The organism is Pedobacter sp. P26 (assembly GCF_050632135.1).
Classification (GTDB): Bacteria; Bacteroidota; Bacteroidia; order Sphingobacteriales; family Sphingobacteriaceae; genus Pedobacter.
Genome location: NZ_CP192574.1, coordinates 5,977,815 through 5,998,379 on the forward strand (window position 1 = coordinate 5,977,815; position 20,565 = coordinate 5,998,379).

22 protein-coding genes are annotated in these 20,565 nt (G+C 38.8%); 6 read left to right on the forward strand and 16 right to left on the reverse strand.

Features of this window, described 5'->3' with window-relative positions:
* Positions 1 to 167: 167 nt before the first annotated feature.
* From ACQ86H_RS27860 to ACQ86H_RS27885, 6 genes are all read right to left on the reverse strand, one after another.
* Positions 168 to 476, reverse strand: a complete 309-nt coding sequence (locus tag ACQ86H_RS27860) for a LytR/AlgR family response regulator transcription factor (protein WP_431293193.1) — start codon at positions 474 to 476, stop codon at positions 168 to 170.
* Positions 419 to 910, reverse strand: coding sequence for a LytR/AlgR family response regulator transcription factor (locus ACQ86H_RS27865; protein ID WP_431293194.1), 492 nt, complete (start codon positions 908 to 910; stop codon positions 419 to 421). The genes ACQ86H_RS27860 and ACQ86H_RS27865 overlap by 58 nt, the downstream gene beginning before the upstream one ends.
* Before the next feature lies 1 nt (position 911).
* Entirely contained in the window at positions 912 to 1,556 is a 645-nt protein-coding gene (locus tag ACQ86H_RS27870; RefSeq protein ID WP_431295489.1) for a sensor histidine kinase, read from the reverse strand.
* Positions 1,495 to 2,553 (reverse strand): hypothetical protein, encoded by a 1,059-nt coding sequence (locus ACQ86H_RS27875; RefSeq protein ID WP_431293195.1) that lies wholly within the window; start codon positions 2,551 to 2,553, stop codon positions 1,495 to 1,497. The genes ACQ86H_RS27870 and ACQ86H_RS27875 overlap by 62 nt, the downstream gene beginning before the upstream one ends.
* A 298-nt stretch (positions 2,554 to 2,851) precedes the next feature.
* Positions 2,852 to 3,202 (reverse strand): translation initiation factor, encoded by a 351-nt coding sequence (locus ACQ86H_RS27880; RefSeq protein WP_090504011.1) that lies wholly within the window; start codon positions 3,200 to 3,202, stop codon positions 2,852 to 2,854.
* A gap of 184 nt (positions 3,203 to 3,386) precedes the next feature.
* The gene (locus ACQ86H_RS27885; protein ID WP_246862685.1) at positions 3,387 to 4,268 is read right to left on the reverse strand and encodes a diacylglycerol/lipid kinase family protein; all 882 of its coding nucleotides are present in this window, start codon (positions 4,266 to 4,268) and stop codon (positions 3,387 to 3,389) included.
* 224 nt (positions 4,269 to 4,492) lie between these two features.
* On the opposite strand from ACQ86H_RS27885, the gene metK reads away from it, so the two are divergent.
* Positions 4,493 to 5,743: a methionine adenosyltransferase gene (metK, locus tag ACQ86H_RS27890; protein WP_138819454.1), complete on the forward strand. Its 1,251-nt coding sequence runs from the start codon at positions 4,493 to 4,495 to the stop codon at positions 5,741 to 5,743.
* A 594-nt stretch (positions 5,744 to 6,337) separates the two neighbouring features.
* On the opposite strand, the gene ACQ86H_RS27895 is transcribed toward metK, so the two are convergent.
* Together ACQ86H_RS27895 and ACQ86H_RS27900 are read right to left on the reverse strand one after the other, a co-directional pair.
* A complete protein-coding gene (locus tag ACQ86H_RS27895) occupies positions 6,338 to 6,901 on the reverse strand; it encodes a biopolymer transporter ExbD (RefSeq protein WP_431293196.1) in 564 nt (187 codons plus the stop codon).
* An 81-nt stretch (positions 6,902 to 6,982) separates the two neighbouring features.
* The gene (locus ACQ86H_RS27900) at positions 6,983 to 7,513 is read right to left on the reverse strand and encodes a superoxide dismutase family protein (protein WP_138819452.1); all 531 of its coding nucleotides are present in this window, start codon (positions 7,511 to 7,513) and stop codon (positions 6,983 to 6,985) included.
* A gap of 119 nt (positions 7,514 to 7,632) precedes the next feature.
* Here ACQ86H_RS27900 and ACQ86H_RS27905 point away from each other — a divergent pair, with 119 nt between their 5' ends.
* Both ACQ86H_RS27905 and ACQ86H_RS27910 read left to right on the forward strand, forming a co-directional pair.
* The gene (locus ACQ86H_RS27905; protein ID WP_121284503.1) at positions 7,633 to 7,980 is read left to right on the forward strand and encodes a hypothetical protein; all 348 of its coding nucleotides are present in this window, start codon (positions 7,633 to 7,635) and stop codon (positions 7,978 to 7,980) included.
* Positions 7,981 to 8,091: 111 nt separating this feature from the next.
* Positions 8,092 to 8,943 carry an EamA family transporter gene (locus tag ACQ86H_RS27910; protein WP_431293197.1) on the forward strand — a complete coding sequence of 284 codons (852 nt, stop codon included), beginning with the start codon at positions 8,092 to 8,094 and terminating at the stop codon, positions 8,941 to 8,943.
* Here ACQ86H_RS27910 and ACQ86H_RS27915 read toward each other — a convergent pair whose 3' ends face one another.
* Together ACQ86H_RS27915 and ACQ86H_RS27920 are read right to left on the reverse strand one after the other, a co-directional pair.
* Complete coding sequence (locus ACQ86H_RS27915; RefSeq protein WP_138819450.1) at positions 8,944 to 9,228, reverse strand: putative quinol monooxygenase; 285 nt, start codon at positions 9,226 to 9,228, stop codon at positions 8,944 to 8,946.
* Positions 9,200 to 9,829: an NAD(P)H-dependent oxidoreductase gene (locus ACQ86H_RS27920; protein ID WP_138819449.1), complete on the reverse strand. Its 630-nt coding sequence runs from the start codon at positions 9,827 to 9,829 to the stop codon at positions 9,200 to 9,202. Before ACQ86H_RS27920 ends, ACQ86H_RS27915 begins: the two co-directional genes overlap by 29 nt.
* A gap of 100 nt (positions 9,830 to 9,929) precedes the next feature.
* Between ACQ86H_RS27920 and ACQ86H_RS27925 the strand changes: the two genes are divergently transcribed.
* Positions 9,930 to 10,832, forward strand: a complete 903-nt coding sequence (locus tag ACQ86H_RS27925) for a LysR family transcriptional regulator (RefSeq protein WP_138819448.1) — start codon at positions 9,930 to 9,932, stop codon at positions 10,830 to 10,832.
* 83 nt (positions 10,833 to 10,915) lie between these two features.
* Entirely contained in the window at positions 10,916 to 13,411 is a 2,496-nt protein-coding gene (locus tag ACQ86H_RS27930; RefSeq protein WP_138819447.1) for a PAS domain S-box protein, read from the forward strand.
* Between the two features lie 406 nt (positions 13,412 to 13,817).
* On the opposite strand, the gene ACQ86H_RS27935 is transcribed toward ACQ86H_RS27930, so the two are convergent.
* From ACQ86H_RS27935 to hutH, 3 genes are all read right to left on the reverse strand, one after another.
* Positions 13,818 to 15,587, reverse strand: coding sequence for a urocanate hydratase (locus ACQ86H_RS27935; RefSeq protein WP_431293198.1), 1,770 nt, complete (start codon positions 15,585 to 15,587; stop codon positions 13,818 to 13,820).
* A gap of 107 nt (positions 15,588 to 15,694) precedes the next feature.
* The gene (locus ACQ86H_RS27940) at positions 15,695 to 15,820 is read right to left on the reverse strand and encodes a hypothetical protein (protein ID WP_431293199.1); all 126 of its coding nucleotides are present in this window, start codon (positions 15,818 to 15,820) and stop codon (positions 15,695 to 15,697) included.
* 18 nt (positions 15,821 to 15,838) lie between these two features.
* Positions 15,839 to 17,371: a histidine ammonia-lyase gene (gene hutH, locus ACQ86H_RS27945; protein WP_431293200.1), complete on the reverse strand. Its 1,533-nt coding sequence runs from the start codon at positions 17,369 to 17,371 to the stop codon at positions 15,839 to 15,841.
* Between the two features lie 76 nt (positions 17,372 to 17,447).
* Between hutH and ACQ86H_RS27950 the strand changes: the two genes are divergently transcribed.
* The gene (locus ACQ86H_RS27950) at positions 17,448 to 18,347 is read left to right on the forward strand and encodes a LysR family transcriptional regulator (protein ID WP_431293201.1); all 900 of its coding nucleotides are present in this window, start codon (positions 17,448 to 17,450) and stop codon (positions 18,345 to 18,347) included.
* A 64-nt stretch (positions 18,348 to 18,411) separates the two neighbouring features.
* Here ACQ86H_RS27950 and ACQ86H_RS27955 read toward each other — a convergent pair whose 3' ends face one another.
* The 3 genes from ACQ86H_RS27955 to ACQ86H_RS27965 all read right to left on the reverse strand — a co-directional run bounded on the left by ACQ86H_RS27955 (position 18,412) and on the right by ACQ86H_RS27965 (position 20,562).
* Positions 18,412 to 18,666 carry a hypothetical protein gene (locus ACQ86H_RS27955; RefSeq protein ID WP_431293202.1) on the reverse strand — a complete coding sequence of 85 codons (255 nt, stop codon included), beginning with the start codon at positions 18,664 to 18,666 and terminating at the stop codon, positions 18,412 to 18,414.
* A 234-nt stretch (positions 18,667 to 18,900) separates the two neighbouring features.
* On the reverse strand, positions 18,901 to 19,386 hold the full coding sequence (locus ACQ86H_RS27960; RefSeq protein WP_431293203.1) for a hypothetical protein: 486 nt from the start codon (positions 19,384 to 19,386) through the stop codon (positions 18,901 to 18,903).
* Positions 19,387 to 20,562 (reverse strand): RHS repeat domain-containing protein, encoded by a 1,176-nt coding sequence (locus tag ACQ86H_RS27965; protein WP_431295490.1) that lies wholly within the window; start codon positions 20,560 to 20,562, stop codon positions 19,387 to 19,389.
* Positions 20,563 to 20,565 lie beyond the last annotated feature (3 nt).

The window sequence follows — 20,565 nt, forward strand, 5'->3', positions numbered from 1 at the left end:
CGTAGTCTTTGAATTTTTACGACCAACTTAGACATCTTAGCTCAATGAGTTTTACAGGCTGCAAAATCTTAAATCTAATACGTTAGAAAGCGCATATAGGACATCATTCCTATTTTTTCAGACCACAGATCTGATGGTTACTTGTAATGACGTAATTATTTTAAAAACTATTTCCCCAGCACCTCTTTAACCATTTCCCTGTTTGGTTTAGATACCGGGATTTTATCACCATTATTCATCAACAGCGTTCCGCCATCTTCTTTTAACCAGCTTTTTACAAATTTCGGATTTACCAGGTGACTTTGGTGCGCCCGCACAAAACCCTGAGGTTTGAGCAGATCTGCATATTCTTTCAGCGGTTTCGAAATCAGGATTTTATCACCGTTGCTCAAAAAGAAAAAAGTATAGGTATTATCGGCTACACAACGGATAATATCGTCAACAGGAACATAACGGATTTCATGCTGTTGGGGCAAGGCAATTTTCGGGTTGCTCGATTCACTTTTTTAATCTGGCTCAACAAAAAATTAAGCTGCTCACCATTAATTTTATTCCTGAACCTGATTTCAGCCTTTTCTACCGCAGTTTTCAGCTCCTCAGGATCAACGGGCTTGAGCAGATAATCTAATGCGGCAAACTTTACTGCCTGAATGCCATAATGATCATAAGCGGTAACAAACACTACTTCGAAGGTTTTCTCGGTGAGCAGGTTCAACAGGTCAAAACCTGTTGTTTTTCCCATTTGGATATCCAGGAAAAGTAAGTCGGGATGATGCAGGTTAACCTGTGCAAAAGCCTCGTCAATATTGGATGCACTAGCTACCACTTTAATATCAGGACAGTGTTTATCCAGTAAAATCTTTAGATTTTCTAAATTAGCTACCTCATCATCTACTAAAATTGCCCGCATTTTATAACCATTGATTAATTGTGATCCGGATTAAAGTTCCATTTGCATTTGCTTTCATATCCAATAAAAACGGTGTTTCTTTATAAATCGAATTCAGTAAAGATATTCTGTTTTTAGTCAATGCCAAACCCAAGCCAGCATAATCTTTTTCTACATCGAAACCATTGCCGTTATCTTTTACACTTAATATCAAATCCGTTTGCTGCTTTGTAAAACTGATTTCAATCTTTCCATCATTCCCTTTTCCAGCAATGCCATGTTTCACCGCATTTTCTACAAAGGGTTGTAAAAGCATGGCTGGTATTTCTATATTCTCTACATCTAAATCAGCTGAAGCTGTAATCTGGTACTGAAAACCAAAACGTAACTGCTCCATCTGCAGGTAATCATCTAATACCGTTTTTTCTGATGTTAAGCTGATAAGGTCTTTATGGTCTAAAACATTACGCGTTAATCGAGCAAATTTGGTAAGGTAGCGATTGGCATTATCGATTTCATTTTTGTTCATCAGCGTTTGGATACCTGCGAGCGCATTAAATAAAAAATGCGGGTTTAATTGAGAACGGACGGAATCTAACTTCAGTTTAGCGATTTCTTTTTCCTGAGATTTTTGCGCAATTACCTTTGCAGCTTTTTTTACGGTTATTGAGGATCAAAACCGATATGATACCACAAAGGGCCCCTATGATAACACTAACTAGTAATAACTCTCGAGAGGTAAAAAGCTTTTCTTTCTTTTCAATCACTGTAAACTCAAAAGATGTTTGGGGTAATGTCCAGCTTATACCGCGAGGCAAATCAAGCGACCGACATATTTCAGGTGCAATTGAGACCTTATATGTTCCTGGTTTCTTAAAATATTCAGCATCAACCGAGACATACGAATTATCCCAATCGCTGGTTGTTAGAACAGTTTCTTCAGGGTAATCACTACCATATCGGGTTATTTTTACTTTGTAAATAAAATTAACACCTGTATTCTCTATACCAATTGACATTAGCTTTATACTATCACTCACAATAATAGTTTCGCCATTATTAAAAGGCTGCCGTTTGAGAAAAAATGATTTCCGCCCTCTTTTTATCATTAGTCTGGTCATTTCACTAACAGATAATCCCTTTGTATTTATTGATTCTGAAAACAGATTCTTAATCAATACTTTAGGAGGTAAAAGGGGCTGATTATAAATTACAATTGTGTTTACTTTAAATTTCTGAGGCAGTTTGTATACTTTAACAATAATCTTTTTACCAACAACATTATAATCGCCCAAACTCATTGTAAAATAATTTGGAAAATCACTCTCTTTGGGCCATTTAAAATTTATATTACTTAGAATGGCATCATCCACAAGGTAAACACTATCGTTCTCTATAACAGAATACCTATAATATCTTAGGCTGTCTTTGTGGATCCTCATTTCCAGATGTATCTTTTTTGCCTCTCCAAGAAAAACATTATTTTTTAGTGAATCACTCGACTCAGGATTACTAAAAGAAATCCATTTGGTTCTTTCATCAACCCGAAGCAATACAGAACAGTTTGAATGCGGTCTGGAAATTCCATAATACGTTGGATTACCATTGGCTTCACTTAAGAAAGCATCTTTTTTTTCTGTCCAAATGAGTATAGCGATGAACAAAGGAGAAGGAAGTAAATTATTCTTTTCATGCGTTTAATTTTCCATAAACATCCCGTAAAAAATCTGCTCAGGAAACATTAAAACAGGATATGGATTAGATAAACTAGTAAAAGATGGGATTGGGACAGGATTTATATTTGGGAGTAGTTAATTAGCTGAATAAGTAAAACCAAACAATAGTGATTTAGTTTATGGGTGTTAACTAACGTTTGTCAGTCTGAGCGGAGTCAAAGACTATTGCGACGAGTTTCACACGAAAAAAAGATCCTTCGTTGCACTTAGGATGACAACTTTTTAATTATCCCCCTGCTTTTTTCACTTTATAACCATCTTTTTGCAAAATGCCCATCACTTTATCACGAACGTCACCCTGGATCATGATTTCGCCATCTTTAACTGAACCACCAACCCCACATTTGGTCTTCAGCATTTTACCCAATACTTCTAAATCTTCTGAGCGGCCCCTGAAACCTGTAATCAACGTTACTGCTTTACCACCACGATTCTTTTTATCAAGCATTACCCTCAAATCCTGCTGGTTGTTCGGCGAGGTAACGGTATCATCAACTTCTTCTTCGTATTCGAATTCGGGATTGGTAGAATACATAATTCCGCCAAGATCGCTTAAACTGTTTTTCTTTGGTTTCATGTTTATAATGTAATATGGGAGATGTAAAATGGATGAGGGTTAGTTTGTTGGGTTAATTGTTTAATTGACGCCCGACTCCAAACACCAAACGCTCAACTCTAAATTGGTCAATGGTTGATAGTTTATGGCTCAGGGTTAATAGTCAGATCGGCTCCAAACTCCAAACCCTCAACTCCAAACTAAACTATGGAACAATCACTTTTAACGAGAGTGGATTAATAACTGCTTCAATCTCAACGCCCATTTGCAAAGGCTCTCCATCTACATGCACCGCTCCTGCCGTTTCCCTTATAATTTTAATATTTTTTCCTTTAATAATTTCAATCATATCAGAGCTTTCTGCTTTGCCCCTTAACATTACATAACCTAAAACAGGCAATTTTATTATCGGGAAGGGTTTAATAATGCAAACATCCAGCAATCCGTCCTTTACCGAAGCATTTGGTGCGATGTAAACATCGTTTCCATACTGCGATGAATTGGCAATGCTGATGGCAAAGGCTTTTCTGGTATATTCAGTCCCGTCGATATTCAAATTATACGTTTGCGCCTTATAGTTAAAAACCTCTTTAAAACCCAGTTTTACATAACCTGATAATCCGCGTTTTTTGTCTTTCGAAAAAACAGAACTCAGGTGGGCATCAAATCCCATTCCAGCCAAATTGAAAAAACACTTTTTGTTAAACTCAGCCGTATCAATTTCATCAATCTTAAAATTATTGATAATAGATAGCGCATATCTTAAGTTTTTGGAAATACTTAAAAAGCGGGCAAGTCCATTGCCCGATCCCAAGGGCAAAATCCCTAAAATTTTATTGTGCTTTAACACTTTTGTAGCTACTTCATTTATGGTACCATCGCCACCTGCAGCTATAATTACATCAAAGTTTTTGGTAGCGGCTTCATCAGCCAGTTCGCCGGCATGACCAACATATTCGCTAAAAACGAAATTGGGACTAAACTTTTCCTTATCCAGGTATTTGTCGATAAAATCTGGAATACGCAGTTTTCCCCTCCCACCAGAGATAGGGTTTATGATAAAGAGGATATTGATCTTTGTGTGCAAAGTGTAAGATTGAGTGCACAAAATAATCTATAATTTTTGAAATAAAGAAAATATGCTAATTTTGCGGCAGTAAAAAAGTGGATTGATTTGCTATCCCGATACCACGGGACCGGATTGCAACCACTTAAAAAAATTGCTAATGCCTCCTTTCAATCATTTCAACACCTGTTTCCAAGGGGTTTGGCAATTGTAAATTTGTTTATTTATCATTAATTATTTAATAAATGTCATATTTATTTACATCAGAATCTGTTTCTGAAGGTCACCCAGATAAAATCGCCGATCAAATTTCGGATGCGTTAATTGATAATTTTTTGGCTTTCGATCCAGAATCAAAAGTAGCTTGCGAAACTTTGGTTACAACGGGTCAGGTTATTTTAGCGGGTGAGGTAAAATCTAAAACATATTTAGATGTACAACAGATTGCACGTGATGTAATCAAGAAAATTGGTTACACCAAAAGCGAATACATGTTTGAGGCCAACTCTTGCGGTATTTTATCAGCCATACACGAGCAGTCGCAGGATATTAATCAAGGTGTAGATAGAAGCAGTAAAGAAGAACAAGGTGCAGGCGATCAAGGTATGATGTTTGGTTATGCAACCAACGAAACTGAAGATTACATGCCATTGGCATTAAACCTTTCTCATAAATTATTACAGGAACTGGCTGTTTTACGTCGTGAAAATAACGAAATCACTTACTTACGTCCGGATGCAAAAAGCCAGGTTACATTAGAGTATGATGATAACAACAAACCGGTTCGCATCGATGCCATTGTGATTTCTACACAGCATGACGATTTTGATGAAGAAGCCGCAATGTTGGCCAAAATTAAAACTGATCTGGTAAATATCCTGATTCCAAGAATCATCAAAAACAACCCGGCTTACGCACATTTATTTAACGATAAAATCGAGTACCACATTAATCCAACCGGTAAATTTGTAATTGGCGGTCCGCATGGTGATACGGGCTTGACCGGCAGAAAAATCATTGTTGATACTTACGGTGGTAAAGGTGCCCATGGTGGTGGAGCTTTCTCGGGTAAAGATCCAAGTAAAGTAGATAGAAGTGCAGCGTATGCTACCCGTCACATCGCTAAAAACTTAGTGGCTGCCGGCATTGCTGACGAAATTTTGGTTCAGGTATCTTACGCTATCGGTGTAGCAAAACCAATGGGTATTTACATCAATACTTACGGAACGGGTAAAGTAGGTAAAACTGATGGCGAGATTGCTAAAATTGTTGAATCAATTTTTGATATGCGTCCTTACTTTATTGAGCAGCGCTTAAAATTAAGAAACCCAATTTATAGCGAAACTGCTGCTTACGGACACATGGGCCGTACACCTGAAACGGTTACCAAAACTTTCAGAACACCAAACGGTGAAGAAAAAACGGTTACTGTTGATTTGTTTACCTGGGAGAAATTAGATTACGTAGATCAGGTTAAAGCTGCTTTCGGCATTTAATCAATCAAATAAATTTTTAGAAAAGGCGTTTTGCAGCATTGCAGAACGCCTTTTTTATTTCGCTAAACCTACGAAGTTTACATGTGCCCTATCCTATGTTTGGCGGTTCACCAAACAGTAGAAAAATCATTGATATTTTTTGAAAAGCAGGGTTCTTTGCTTATCGGTTCCGAAAGCCCTGCCATCCGCTTTACCTCTCTGCGTTCGGCGTCCGCTCCTGTCAGGTTTAGCTAACCTGGGTCTGGTGCTGAGAGGCCAAACTGAAGAAGTTCGCTTAGCCCAAGCCGGGGCCAACTTCGTAAGTTTTTCTGGCACACCTGCTCAACCTAACATAGTTGCAAAAACCTAACCTATCTAAACCTGATTGACGCGGGTAGCGCCCGATTTTTTCTAATCGGGACTACAAGCAAAAAGCAGGACTGACATTAAAAAAGCTAATGAACCTGCTTTCCAAAAACAATACAAATAATTACCCGCTTATCTTCCGATAGCTACAACACAATTGAAAATACTAATTTCTACTTGTAAAATAAATCCGATAGCTATCTAATCAGGGCGACGGAACCACAACTTATAAGGTTAAAATAAGTAGCATTAAAGGCTGTTATTTTTCATAAACGACAACTCTTTCCCGGCGAAATGATCATCGTCTATGCTGTAAGATTTAATATCTGCAATTTTCATTTCATCAACTGCATCTACAAAATTCTGGAATTTAGCTGTTTTACCCGGTTTGATGATTACGATCATATACTTTGATGGATTGTTCTGATGGGTAGCTGCCACCAATAGCTTATTCGAAGCAATTTCCTTTTGGAGACTTGCCATAGGGATCACTTTCATGTTGGCTTTTTCAATAGTCCCCATATAAGAAACGGCCTTGTTATCTTTACCCAGTACAATGGTCATGGTGCGCGATTCGGGATAATTTGCTGTTATATTAATATCCGTTTTATCTGGCTTGGCAATATCTGCAGCATTTAATTGGCTCAACGTTGTGGTGAGCATAAAAAATGTGGTTAATAAGAACATCAGGTCTACCATTGCAGTAAGATCTACCTTTGGTGTTGCTTTTTGGATCTTCCCTTTACAGCCTTGCCGCTTTGAGATTCGTTTAGAGTTGCCATAATGTATTAGGTTTTTTAATAATGATGACAACTTTGATCAAATTGCATAAAAAAGCAGCTAAAAATTTAGCCGCTTAAGAAAGGTCAGCAATGACGATTATTCTAATACAAATTATTTTACTGCTTCAATAACACCACAACCCACTCTTGGTCCGGAGTTGCCGGTAGGTTGTGTGGTATAATCATCTGTACCGCCATGTACAATAATTCCACGACCGATAATATTTTTAATATCGCCATCTTTTATGCTCCATCTATCGGTAGTAACCGAAAGGGTGGCATGTCCTTTACTATCTAACATGATATTGCCAATATCGCCACTGTGGTAAGCTGCAGATCCCCATTTTCCATGTGCTTCTTTTGTTGGATTCCAGTGGCCATGTGTATTTTCGCCCATATTGCCGCAATCGCCATGCTCGTGAAAGTGGACGGCAACATTGCTATCAGCACGTGCAGCAAAATTCATCTCGATATCCATCTTAATTTTCCCATCGCTCAATTCGTAAAATTTTGCTGTTCCAATGGTTTTGGTATTATCAGCCGTTTCGGTTAATGTTGCCTGGGCAATTTCTTTGTCGGTTTTGGTACAGGCACTTACAAATGCAAGGCCTGCAATGGCTGCGCTTAAAAAATATTTTTTCATTTTATTAAAATTTAGTTTACATACTAAACACATTGACAATCATTTAGTTTGTCTTAAAAAGAATGATGGCAAAACCATTTCGAATGCCACTTGTTTAATCAGTATAAAATCTTATAACTATGGAACAGCCAACTGCAATGAACACTTTGAGTCAAATTTTAGAGAAATTGAGGCTGAAAGGAAAAGATAACGAACTAAAAATGTCTGATCATGGTAAAATGCAAAGTAAATCGTTGGGTAAAATTTACAAACCTGAGGATTTAACTATTGTTAAAACCTACCGCTTTGAAGGAGATTCAGACCCTGCTGATAACTCTGTATTGTATCTTCTGGAAGATCAGGATAAAAATATTGGATATATACTAGATGCTTATGGCATCTATTCGGATAACGACGGGCCATCTTTTGACGATTTTTTAAAAAAGATCCCAACTGAAAACAGAGACGAGCAGGAATTATTCAGTTAATAATCTAAGATGATATAGGGAGAAGCAGCGTAATCTGATTCTCCCTTTTTTTATTTTAAAATATTAGCGGATTATAATTCCCTAATTTTGCGCCTCATTTACGAGCCCCAGATGAAAAGCAAAATCAATATTCCACCAATACCTGCTGTTTTACTATCCATTATTAGTGTGCAATGTGGGGCGGCAATTGCAAAAGGGCTTTTTCCACAAATTGGGGCTGCTGCAACAGCATCTTTACGGATCGGCTTATCTGCGGTAATCTTACTAATTGCCTTTAGACCAAACCTATTTAAATTTAATGCTAAACAATGGAAATACGTGATCCTGTACGGTGTGTGTTTAGGAGTAATGAATATGGTTTTTTATATGGCCATCGCAAGAATTCCAATCGGTTTAGGAGTAACGTTAGAATTCGTTGGACCTTTAGGACTAGCCATTTTCGGATCGAAGAAACCTGTTGATTTTCTGTGGGTGGTACTTGCTGCTACCGGTATTGTATTGATTACACCATGGACAGGCACAGGACTTAATTTAGCTGGTGTATTGCTGGCACTATTGGCCGGCGTTTTCTGGGCAGGCTATATTATTTTGGGAGGTAGAATTTCAAAAATAATGAAGGGTGGCGATGCCGTTGCTATCGGGATGTTATTTGCTGCAATAGTCATTTTACCCTTTGGTATTTATGGTGGCGGTTTAAGCACGCTGAACCCGAAATTATTGGGTTTAGGAGCAGCACTTGCGCTGCTATCAAGCGCTATTCCCTTCACCCTGGAAATGAGAGTCCTTAAGCAGCTTCCTGCCCGGACTTTCAGTATTTTAATGAGTTTAGAGCCCGCTATGGCCTCATTGGCCGCACTCGTTTTTTTACAAGAATACCTCACATTAAAAGAGTGTTTTGCCGTGGCTTTTGTTGTAATTGCTTCAGTAGGCTCCTCGCTAACAGCTAAGGCACACCAAAAGTAATTAGGCCAGTTTTTCTGTTTTATAGATGACGATATCAGCGGTCAACCGATCAGCTTTTGCTACAAAGGCTAAAATATATGGCTGCTGATTGTGCAGATCTAAACCTGCCTGATCTTTCCATTCTTCCTGAAAAACAAAGGTTAAATCATCGGCAGCTTCGTGCAGGTCGTATTGGATACAGGCTTCTTCTTTTCTCGAATTGGTTACCATATCCAGTAAAACCTCTCTTAACGGATTTACCGTTTCCGGTTTACTCTTAACTATTGCTGTTAAATAAATGCTCATATATTGCTGTATTTAAAAAAATTTGGGTTAAATGTTCCTGGTATAATTGAAGTGCACTCCTAATATCCGCATTCTTTTCCACATCATGAAAATGGATACCATCTATTCGTTCCATTCCGGTAAAGGCATTCATTCTGTGGAAACCGAACAAGACGCCTTCATCCACACTGGTTTCCATAAAAAATTCTCCAGGCAGCGTAAAAGCCTCTTTTGGTGCATTCCATGATGATGTGACCATATATTTCCGTCCGTGCAGCATGCCGCCTGTACCATAATTTATGGTTGGATGATCCGCCTTACGTCCGTCACTAACGTAAATTCCTTTTTTATGACCTTCGGTAAATACCACATCGATATATTTTTTAAATCCATGTGGCAACTGGAACCACCAGATTGGGGTATGGTAAATTACAATATCCGCCCAAACATATTTCTCCACCTCTTCCTTGGGATTATAATCGTGGTTGATATTGGTTGTTTTTACTTGATATTCTTTCATTGAAGTAAAAAAATCGACAGTTGCATTAGCTATTGTCTCGTTAAACCTGCCACCAGAATGACCAAATTTTTGTCCTCCGTTAATAATGAATATTTTTGTCATTTCCTTTTTTTCTATTTGATAGCACAAAATTACAGCGCTTTTATCTATTATTAAAACAAGTTAATTCATAGCTTTGTATCAGAATTATAATACATCAGTTATGGTTAATTTAGAATGGTATAGAAGTTTTAAGGCGATTTATAAAACAGGAACTTTAACTGGTGCAGCAGAAAATCTGTTTATATCGCAACCTGGGGTGAGTTTGCATTTAAGTTCTTTAGAAAGTTATGTTGGCTACAAGCTGTTCGAGCGAACCGGCAGAAAAATGATCCCTACCGAAAAAGGAAAAGTATTGTATAATTTTATCGTAGAACCTTTGACTAAACTGGAGGATGCAGAAAAACATTTCCAGAAAAGTACGGAAAAACATACGCCAACAATTAGTGTAGGCATGTGTTTCGAAACTTTTCAGATTACGCTCGAGCAATATATTTCTACCCTTCCGTTTAATGTAATTATCCGTTTTGGCGAATATCCCGAAATGCTCGATCAACTGGACAAAGGCATTTTAGACCTCATTATTACCCCACAAAAAGGGAACTCGCCAAATGTGGAACATGAAGCATTTTCTTCCGAAAACATCGTTTTAGTAGGTGGAATAGAAACTGACGGAAGCACTTTTGATTCGTTAGTTAAAAAGAAAGATCTGGCAGGAATGGAAGCCTGGTTAAAAAAGCAAAAATGGTATGGTACGGCGGGCGATATGGAACACCTGTTACGTTTCTGGCAGCTTAACTTTGGCAAGCATGCCGATTTTCGCCCAAACTACATTGTACCTAATCTCAATTCAATTGTCCGTTGCTTATCTGGTGGAAAAGGCCTGGCAATTATCCCCGATTTTCTTTGCAAAAAAGAAGTTGAAGAGAGAAAAATAAAGGTTATTTGGGAAGGTACCTCAAAGCTCACCAATACTTTATACTTTGGTTGTAGAAAAAATACGCAGTATGCATCAGAAATTCACATAATCAAAAACCTTTTTAAAGAGGTTATGGTTAGTATATAGTTTTTATTGAAAATAATCCTGATTAGGTCTATTTTGAAACTTAAGTAAAATAATTATTTTAGATCACGTCCTAAAATTCCAGAATGAGTCAGTCCAGTCCGCTTTTAAGTAATGATCAACTAATAGAAGTTTTTAATCACACCCATACCGCAACGGCTGTTCACGTTGGAGAAACGGCCATTATACAGGCTGCAAATGATGCAATGCTCCGTATTTGGGGTAAAGACAGGCGTGTGATCGGAAAATCACTTGAAGATGCCCTGCCTGAATTAAAAGGCCAACCTTTTATTGAGATGTTCAGAAAAGTTTGGTTAGAAGGCCTTGTGATTTCGGGAAGGGATACTGCTGCCGACATTCTTATTGACGGTGAGCTGAAGACCTTTTATTTTGATTTTGAATATCGGGCCATAAAAAACGACGAAGGCAAGACCATCTGTATTCTACATACTGCCGTTGATGTAAGCGAGCGGGTACTGAGGAAAGAAGCGATAGAAAGGGAGCAAGAGAAGGATGAAGCATTACAGCGCGAACAGGTACTGAACGAGGAGCTTGCGGCCACAGTAGAAGAACTTGCGGCTACCAATGAAGAACTGGTGGCCACGAATGAAGAATTACAGGAAACGCAAGAAACCTTACATGTTTTAAATAATGAACTCGAATTAAGGGTTGTAGAACGGTTTAACCAGCTTTCGGAAAGCGAAAAACGCTTTAAAACCATGGCCGAGGGAACTGACATTTTTATTGCCGTTGGTGATGAGCATGGAAATGCGATTTATTTTAATAAACCCTGGGCTACCTTAACTGGCAGATCAATGAAGGATCTGCTTGCTTTTGGCTGGGCTGATCTGATCCACCCTGAAGACCGCGATAGGTATTTAAATATTTACCTTTCAGCCCTGGCAGAGAAAAAACCATTTACAGGCGAATTTAGAATCCAGACCAAAAAAGGTGATTACCGATGGTTGCTTGCCAATGGTCCACCGCGTTTCCATGCCGATGGATCTTTTGCCGGCTATATCAGCTCATGTATTGATATTACCGAAAGAAAATTAATCGAATTGGAGCGGTTAAATTTAAATAAGCTCATCGAAGCCAGTTCAGAGTTTATCGCTTTAGTCGGTTTAGATATGTCTATCCAATATTTGAACCCTGCAGCATTAAGAAAATTAGGCTGGGTTAACATTACGAACAGAAATATAGTAGAATGTGTTTTCCCTGCAGACAGACCGGCCGCCCAAAAGCTTTTACCCGGAGTTTTGCAGGGCATCAATTTTAAACAGGAAATCCGCTTCTGGAATGAAAAAACAGGAAATCCCTTTTGGATCGAATGGAATGGATTCGCTATAAAAGATCAGGAAACAGATAAAATAACCGCGATTGCTACGGTAAGTCCGGATATTACGGAACGAAAACTTTATCAGGAAGAGCTTCAGGATATCAATATCGAAATGGCGGCCGCAAATGAGGAACTGGCCACTACAAACGAAGAACTCGCTCAAACACATGAAGACCTGATCCAATATACCAAAAAATTAGCCGATAGTGAAGAAAGGCTACTTCAGGCCATTGATACCGGCAGAATGGGTACCTGGAGTATCGACCCAAAAACACTGGAAATTACCGTGTCGGGATTTGTTAAAAATTTACTCGGATTGCCACCAGATGAGCCTGCTAAAATGGATGTCATCATGAGCGCAGTCAATCCCGATTATCATGATATATTGAATGCGGTTTTAGCAAACGCCCTAAAGAATCATGCATCAAGTGATAATGAATATCCAATAAATAATTTAATTACTGGCGAAGAAAAATGGGTTAGAGCAACCGGGAGGGTATTTGCAGACCAGCATGGTAATGCGACAGAATATTCAGGTCTTTTTATTGATATCACGGAGCAAAAACTAGATGAGCTTCGAAAAAATGATTTTATCGGAATGGTGAGTCATGAATTAAAAACGCCATTAACAGCCATTAATGGCTTTGTTCAGGTTTTGCAGCGTAAGGCTAAAAAAGATCAGGACAATTATGCAATGATTGCTCTGGAAAAAACACATAGCCAGATCAGAAAGATGACCACCATGATCAATGGTTTCTTAAATGTATCACGTTTGGAATCGGGTAAGCTGCTTATCGAAAAAATTAACTTTAACTTAGATGAGTTGCTGAAAGAAACCGTCGAAGAAACTTATATCTCACAATCTTCGCATCAAATTATATTAAATCCGACCTGCGAAGTCAACATTAATGCCGATCGGGATAAAATCGGGAATGTGATTTCTAACCTGATCAGTAACGGAATAAAATACTCCGATAATGGAACGCGCATCGAAATAACCTGTAAACTACGTGATGCTGAGGTTGAAATTCAGATTAAAGATGAGGGAATAGGCATAAAACCTGAAGATATCGATAGACTTTTTGAACGTTATTACCGGGTAAAGGGTAACCATACGATCTCAGGTTTTGGCATCGGACTTTATTTAAGTGCCGAAATTATTGAGCGGCATGGTGGCAGGATATGGGCTGAAAGTGAAGAAGGTAAAGGCTCTGTGTTTCATTTTACTTTGCCTTTAAGGTAATTTATCACGGTTTTTTACCGCAAAGATCACTAAGGTTTTCGCAAGGGGGCGCAGAGGTTTTTCAAGAAAAGCGATTAATTTCGAGGCTAATGAGCCAACCCTTCGACTACGCTCAGGGTGACAATACGTGGAGGGTATTCCGTGTTTTATATATTGCCGTGGCTAAACAAAGAGAGATCTGTCATTCTGAGTGCAACGAAGAATCTTTCTTGTTAGCGCTAATTTAAGGTAAGTATCTGCGGTATTTTAACCGCTCCCTAGTAACGTCATTCGAGCGAATTGCAACTTAGTCGAGAACCCGAAGGCTCTGCGCAGCAAAATTTGTCTCGAGATAGATCTCTCCATTTCGCTTTGCTCCAGTCGAGATGACGATATTAGCGAAGCGTAATTGTGACGATTATAATTATCATATCCCCAAACCATCCAAAACCTCTTCATTAACCAAGTTAGGCAATGTAACTTTCAAAGTACCCGTGCGTTCCATTTCGCGTTCAATGGCAAAACGGGCTTCCTGATTACGAGCCCAGCTTCTTCGGGCAATACCATTGTTTACATCATAAAAAAGCATATTCTGCAGTTTTTCAGCAGCTTGTTCGGTTCCATCAAGCACCATTCCGAAACCACCGTTTATCACTTCGCCCCAACCTACGCCACCTCCGTTGTGGATCGAAACCCAGGTTGCACCCCTAAAACTATCGCCAATCACATTATGGATGGCCATATCGGCGGTAAACCTGCTTCCGTCGTAGATATTGCTCGTTTCCCTGAAAGGCGAATCTGTTCCACTTACATCGTGATGATCCCTGCCTAAAATTACGGGGGCTGATAATTCGCCGGTTTTAATGGCGTCATTAAATCGCAGTGCAATTTTTGCACGACCTTCGGCATCAGCATATAAAATGCGGGCCTTTGAGCCCACCACCAACCTGTTTTCTTTAGCTGCTGTAATCCAGTTAATATTATCCTGTAATTGCTGCTGTATTTCTGAGGGCGCAGTAAGTTTAATTTCTTCCATTACTTCTTTCGCCACGCGATCTGTTAAATCGAGATCCTTTTCATCGCCAGAGGCACAAACCCACCTAAAGGGACCAAAACCATAATCGAAACACAAGGGGCCCAAAATATCTTCTACATAAGACGGATACCTAAAATCGATACCATTTTCCGACATCACATCGGCACCTGCCCTACTGCATTCCAGTAAAAAGGCATTTCCATAATCGAAAAAGTAGGTGCCCTTAGCAGTATGTTGATTAACGCTGGCGGCATGTCTTTTTAATGAAGCCTGTACGTCAAGTTTAAATTGTTCAGCCGCATTGGCTATCATTTCATTGGCTTCTTCAAAATTTAAACCTGCGGGATAATAGCCCCCAGAATAAGGATTATGAAGCGAAGTTTGGTCAGAACCAATCGCAACCTCAATATTTACCTGATCAAAACGTTCCCAAACATCCACCACATTACCAATGTAGGCTAATGAGACTGTTTGTTTTTCACGTTGAGCCAATAAAACCCTTTTTACCAGTTCATCTAAATTATCAATCAGCTCATCTACCCAACCTTGCTGATGCCTTTTGCTGGCCGCTTTCGGATTCACTTCTGCACATACCGTAATACAGCCCACAATATTACCAGCTTTGGTTTGAGCGCCACTCATACCACCCAAACCGGCAGTAAGGAAAATTTTACCGGCAGTATCTTTTCCATAAAAACCTTTTTTACGGAAAGCATTCATTAAGGTAATCGCCGTGCCATGAACAATGCCCTGGGGGCCGATATACATGTACGATCCAGCGGTCATCTGTCCATATTGGGTTACTCCTAAGGCATTAAATTTTTCAAGATCTTCAGGCGAAGAATAATTCGGCACCATCATGCCATTGGTAACCACAACCCTTGGCGCAGCCGTACTGGAAGGAAATAATCCCTGAGGATGTCCACTGTAAATATTCAGCGTTTGCTGATCAGTCATTGTGACGAGGTATTGCATAGTGAGTAAATATTGCGCCCAATTTTGGAATACGCTGCCATTGCCACCATACGTAATCAGTTCCTCGGGATGCTGCGCGATGGCCTGATCCAAATTATTCTGGATCATGAGCATAATGGCTGCAGCATGTGACGTACGGCAAGGATACTCGCTTATTGGCCTTGCATAAATGGCATAATCAGGCATAAAACGATACATGTAAATGTGTCCGTAATTTTCCAGTTCACTTAAAAACTCCTGCGCGAGTTCCTGATGCCATGCTTCGGGGAAATAACGCAGCGCATTTCTAATGCTCAGTTTTTTTCCGCAGCATTTAACACCGCTCTCCTTACCGGCGCATGGCTTAATTGTGCATTTCTTGTTTTTTTTGCGGGTAAAACCGAGGGAATACCTGCTAATAGTTGTGCTTTAAAATCCATTTCCTGTAATTTTAACTCTTATAAATCCTGCTCTGCCTTGATTGCGGTGGCCACAATTTTACCTTGTTGTAGCATTTGGATGGCATTTTCCATACGATCGTACATAATCTGGTCTTCTTCAAAATGATCAATTTCGGTGCGGACAAAATCGTGCACTGCAGCCAATATTTTTCCTGGTTTTAATGGATAGTGGTAATCAACAGCCTGTGCAGCACAGAACAACTCAATACCAAGGATTTTTTCTACGTTTTCGATTACTTGTAAGGCTTTACGACCACTGATGGAACCCATGCTTACATGATCCTCCTGACCCAATGAAGTTGGAATACTATCGGCACTGGCTGGGAAACAAAGTCCTTTATTTTCGCTAGCCAGAGCCGCCGAGGTATATTGAACGATCATAAAACCCGAATTTAATCCGGTTTCTTTCATGAGTAATTTTGGTACACCAGGTGTATTTCCTTCTAAAGAGAGATAAATACGTCTATCGCTGATATTTCCGATTTCTGAAGCAGCCAAACAGGCATAATCAAGTGGCAAGGCTAATGGCTGACCATGAAAATTACCTCCACTAATGGTTAAATCATCATTAAATATGACCGGATTGTCGGTTACGGAGTTGAGTTCGATTTCTAAAGTTTCTTTTAAATGCATCCATGCCGCTCTGGAAGCCCCATGCACCTGAGGGATGCATCTTAATGAATAGGGATCCTGTACTTTAGCGCAATTGGCATGCGATTCCATGATTTCAGAACCTTGCAAAAGTTTTCGAACCTGTTCTGCCACGGCAATATTTGCCGGGTAAGGCCTTAACTGATGAAGCTTTGGATGAAAAGGTTTTTCCGATCCCTGCAAACCTTCAATCATCAATGCAGCAATAATATCAGCAGAATTCAGCACATTTTCCAAACGCTGTACTACTTTAACGGCATGCGCTGCAATAAACTGCGTCCCGTTAATTAAAGCCAGACCTTCTTTGGGACCTAATTGTAAAGGCTGTATCTCATGTTCTTTTAAAAGTTGAGCTGTGGCAATAATTTCGCCTTTATAATGCACCTTACCTAAACCGATTAAGGGCAAAAATAGATGTGATAATGGAGCTAAGTCGCCGGAAGCACCAACAGAACCTTGTTTTGGCACTACTGGTGTAGCGCCGGTTTCTAAAAACCAGATCATCCGGTCTAGCGTTTCGATTTTGATGCCTGAATAGCCCTGTGCTAATGCCTGCAGTTTTAAAACGAGCATCAGTTTTGATATTTCGCTATCTATCGGTTCGCCTACGCCAACAGCATGACTCTTTAAAATATTCTCCTGTAATTTACGGGTATCAACGGCCGAAATCATGGAAGTACATAAGGAACCGAAACCAGTATTGATGCCATAAACTGCTTTACCTGAAACCGCAATCCGCTCCACCACCCTACTGCTTTCGAGCACTTTTGCCCGGGTGCTTTTGCTTAATGTGCCTTTCACTTCACCATTGCTGATGGCCAAAGCCAGGTTAGCCGTTAAATGATCTGTACCGTAATTAAAAATCTGTTGCCCACTCATATTGTAAAGGTTTTAAACAAAAATAAGCGCTATATTTGATACCTATAAATACCAATTACATCATCATGTAATAACCATGAGTTATCAGATAGAACTAAGGCACTTAAAATATTTTCAGGTTTTGGCGGAGGAACTGAAATTTAGAAAAGCTGCCGACCGCCTGTTTATTTCCCAACCGGGATTAAGCCGGCAGATTAAACAAATGGAAGAAATTTTTAACGCTCCACTCTTTGATCGGGATAAGAAAAAAGTAACACTTACCGAAGCTGGCCTTTACCTTAAAGATGAAGTAGATTTTCTATTCAGCCATATCGAGAACATCAAAAAACAGTTAACCAATATTACAGAAGGTAAACAGGGTGAGCTCCGTATCGGTTTTTTAGGCTCTGCAGCACAAAAAATTGTACCGGAAGTTATTTTTAAGCTAAACAAAGATTTTCCAGAGATCAGAACCAATCTGGATGAAATGCCTAATAAACTACAGATCGAATTACTGGAAAAAGACATGCTTGATATGGGTTTTGTGCGGATGCAGCAGTTTAAACCGGGCATTTCTAAACACATGATCCATCAGGATACTTTCTCGCTGGTGTTGCCTAAAAGTCATCCGATGAAAATGGCAAGTTTTGAAGCGGTAAAAAAACTCGGAGATGAGCCTTTCATTTTTTTCTCAAGCGATGACAGTCCATTCTATTACGACCTGATGATGAGTATATGCGAAGACCATGGCTTTAAACCCAAAACCTACCACAAATCAGTTAATGCGCTCACTATTTACAAACTGGTAGAAGAAGGTTTGGGCATAGCCATTGTGCCCACGGGACTGCAATATGGCTATCAGGAAAACGTGAAGTTTGTAGAACTTACACACATTCCGCAAAGAACAGAGCTTTATATGATCTGGAAAGAATCTAACCGGAACCCGGCATTAAAAAATGTGATTAAAATGTTGTTGAAGGATTCAAAGAAGAGTTGAAACTTATCCAATTCAATAGTCCCAAGATCAAAACCAGAAATTGCTTCAAAAATTAAACTTTCAATCACATGTTGGCGTTCCAATTTGAAGATGCTTTCTTGTTTCTATAAACTGACCTAAAAGATAATGTTGTGAATTTATCATCTACAACAACATCGAAAAAAATATCTTTTAATGATGGTTCTCCATGAGGATTCTCATCCAAAAGAAATTTTTTCGAATCTAAACTGTAACTAAATTTCAGGTCAGCGATTAAACATAGTTCTTTTACCTTTGGTTCATACGTTATACCTGAGGCTTTTGGCTTAATAATTTTCATTAAGATTAAACTAGCGACTAACAGCTATATCAATTCTATCTCAACCAATTTAAAATATTCCTTTTTTCTATTAATTTTAATGTAATCACTACTTTTTTACAGCTATTTTTTCTAATAAGGATTATTTTTTTAGCCTAAGTATATTTTCAATAATCTTATATACCACCGGACTCAGATTAAATTCAAAAAAGACATCTTTTCCTTCTGCAGCTATCGAAACCTTACTATCCTGAACTAATATATTATCAACTTTTTTTTACTGTATTCGGGTTTATTTCTTATTAAATAGCAAGTATTATTTTCGGAAATAAGTCTCAATGAATCGATCAATTGATAATCTTTTGTCTTACTTACATATAAATGCGTGAGTACATCCTGTTCAAAGTATAGATCTACTTTATCCAAATCATTATCTGGGATAATAGATTCATTTAAATTATTGATGATTTCGAAAGCATATTTACATGTATTAAAATTACTACTTACGGTATAAGCAATTGCTTTGTTTTTATAATTAATATCGAATTCAATTTGCGTGAATGCTTCATTTATTTTAAAATTTTCAACATCTGTTAAACGGGATTCTCCATCTGGATTCATGTCTAATTGAAATTGTCTTTTTTTAAAATTGTAACTAAATTTTACACCTGCATATAGGGTTAACTCTTCCATATTTGGGCTATAAAAAAATAACGTGTCTTTTGCTTCTATCTTCTTCATTTAATTATATTTATATTTTTTAAGTACGTCCCATGCCGCATCTGATTTAGATCTAGGATTCCCTGAGCCTTTATTTATTTTATCAATTTCAGCTTGAACCCTACCAAAATCATCGCTCTTAATTTTATAACTATCAACTGTTACATTTCCTTTAGTTACAGGAATAGTCACACTTTTTGCTCCACCTTCTGCCAATACTCCAAAAACATTTGATCTACATTTTGAACATACACCTACAGGTTTGACTCCATTATTAAAATTACCCGTAACATCTGAAATAACCACATCTTGTCCATTTAACCAACCCTTGTTAGTGAAGTCATTGAGCCCATTTATCTCTGCGTGTCCTGCTGTAGAACTACTATAAGTTCCTGTATTATTCCCTGCTGTAATAGTTGCGCTCGCTCCATTCATAAACTCGCCCCACGGCATCAATCCAAAGACATCTAACCAATAATTGCTATCTCCAACGTAAGCATATAGCCTATTTCCCCCTTCCAACCCTATTGGATCTTTGCTTACATATCCCCCAATCTCTGGATCATAATACCTAAACCTATTATAATACAAGCCCGTTTCTATATCCTCATACTGCCCCTGGTACCTAAATGGCACAAAGTTTCTCTCACCGCTAAGTTTATGTATTTTTCCATAAATATCAAGTTCAGCATCCCACACTTTTTTACCGGCATCATCATAAGCTTGTACAGGTGTTCCCAAATAATCGCTTATAATAGAATAGTACTGGCCATTAACAATTTTGGCACTTGGGGTAAATTTGTTCTGATCGTACACCCAGGTAATTAAATCGTTGCCAAGCGGTTCGGTTTTATCGTAGCTGAGCAATCCATCTTCATTAATCACCAGGTTAGGCCGCTCTTTTAAAGGGTAATTCCATTCGTGGAGCAGTAAATTACCATCCCATAAATAGCGGTAGATCACCCCCTCCCGGCCTTCCCCTCTTGGGGAGGAACCATAAACAATTTTGGCTTTTCTTCTGCCTAAAGCATCGTATTCGAAATGAATGATCTCGCCATGTGGATTTTTAACCGCTTTCATCATGCCATTGGCGGCCCAGGCATAAGACCAGTCACCTTCTTTCCATTCTGGTAAATCCGGTTCAGCATCTGCCAGGATATCCAGCGCTTCCGCTTTTGGGATATCGGGATTGGCCATTCC

What these genes read in the sequence shown, in the direction of transcription:
- ACQ86H_RS27965 (WP_431295490.1), bottom strand. Translation starts at nt 20,562, where the DNA reads ATGGCCAATCCCGATATCCCAAAAGCGGAAGCGCTGGATATCCTGGCA.
- ACQ86H_RS27930 (WP_138819447.1), top strand. Translation starts at nt 10,916, where the DNA reads ATGAGTCAGTCCAGTCCGCTTTTAAGTAATGATCAACTAATAGAAGTT.
- ACQ86H_RS27865 (WP_431293194.1), bottom strand. Translation starts at nt 910, where the DNA reads ATGCGGGCAATTTTAGTAGATGATGAGGTAGCTAATTTAGAAAATCTA.
- ACQ86H_RS27940 (WP_431293199.1), bottom strand. Translation starts at nt 15,820, where the DNA reads ATGGATTTTAAAGCACAACTATTAGCAGGTATTCCCTCGGTTTTACCC.
- ACQ86H_RS27955 (WP_431293202.1), bottom strand. Translation starts at nt 18,666, where the DNA reads ATGAAAATTATTAAGCCAAAAGCCTCAGGTATAACGTATGAACCAAAG.
- ACQ86H_RS27910 (WP_431293197.1), top strand. Translation starts at nt 8,092, where the DNA reads ATGAAAAGCAAAATCAATATTCCACCAATACCTGCTGTTTTACTATCC.
- ACQ86H_RS27905 (WP_121284503.1), top strand. Translation starts at nt 7,633, where the DNA reads ATGGAACAGCCAACTGCAATGAACACTTTGAGTCAAATTTTAGAGAAA.
- ACQ86H_RS27935 (WP_431293198.1), bottom strand. Translation starts at nt 15,587, where the DNA reads ATGCCTGATTATGCCATTTATGCAAGGCCAATAAGCGAGTATCCTTGC.
- hutH (WP_431293200.1), bottom strand. Translation starts at nt 17,371, where the DNA reads ATGAGTGGGCAACAGATTTTTAATTACGGTACAGATCATTTAACGGCT.
- ACQ86H_RS27920 (WP_138819449.1), bottom strand. Translation starts at nt 9,829, where the DNA reads ATGACAAAAATATTCATTATTAACGGAGGACAAAAATTTGGTCATTCT.
- ACQ86H_RS27960 (WP_431293203.1), bottom strand. Translation starts at nt 19,386, where the DNA reads ATGAAGAAGATAGAAGCAAAAGACACGTTATTTTTTTATAGCCCAAAT.
- ACQ86H_RS27915 (WP_138819450.1), bottom strand. Translation starts at nt 9,228, where the DNA reads ATGAGCATTTATTTAACAGCAATAGTTAAGAGTAAACCGGAAACGGTA.
- ACQ86H_RS27925 (WP_138819448.1), top strand. Translation starts at nt 9,930, where the DNA reads ATGGTTAATTTAGAATGGTATAGAAGTTTTAAGGCGATTTATAAAACA.
- metK (WP_138819454.1), top strand. Translation starts at nt 4,493, where the DNA reads ATGTCATATTTATTTACATCAGAATCTGTTTCTGAAGGTCACCCAGAT.
- ACQ86H_RS27880 (WP_090504011.1), bottom strand. Translation starts at nt 3,202, where the DNA reads ATGAAACCAAAGAAAAACAGTTTAAGCGATCTTGGCGGAATTATGTAT.
- ACQ86H_RS27950 (WP_431293201.1), top strand. Translation starts at nt 17,448, where the DNA reads ATGAGTTATCAGATAGAACTAAGGCACTTAAAATATTTTCAGGTTTTG.
- ACQ86H_RS27900 (WP_138819452.1), bottom strand. Translation starts at nt 7,513, where the DNA reads ATGAAAAAATATTTTTTAAGCGCAGCCATTGCAGGCCTTGCATTTGTA.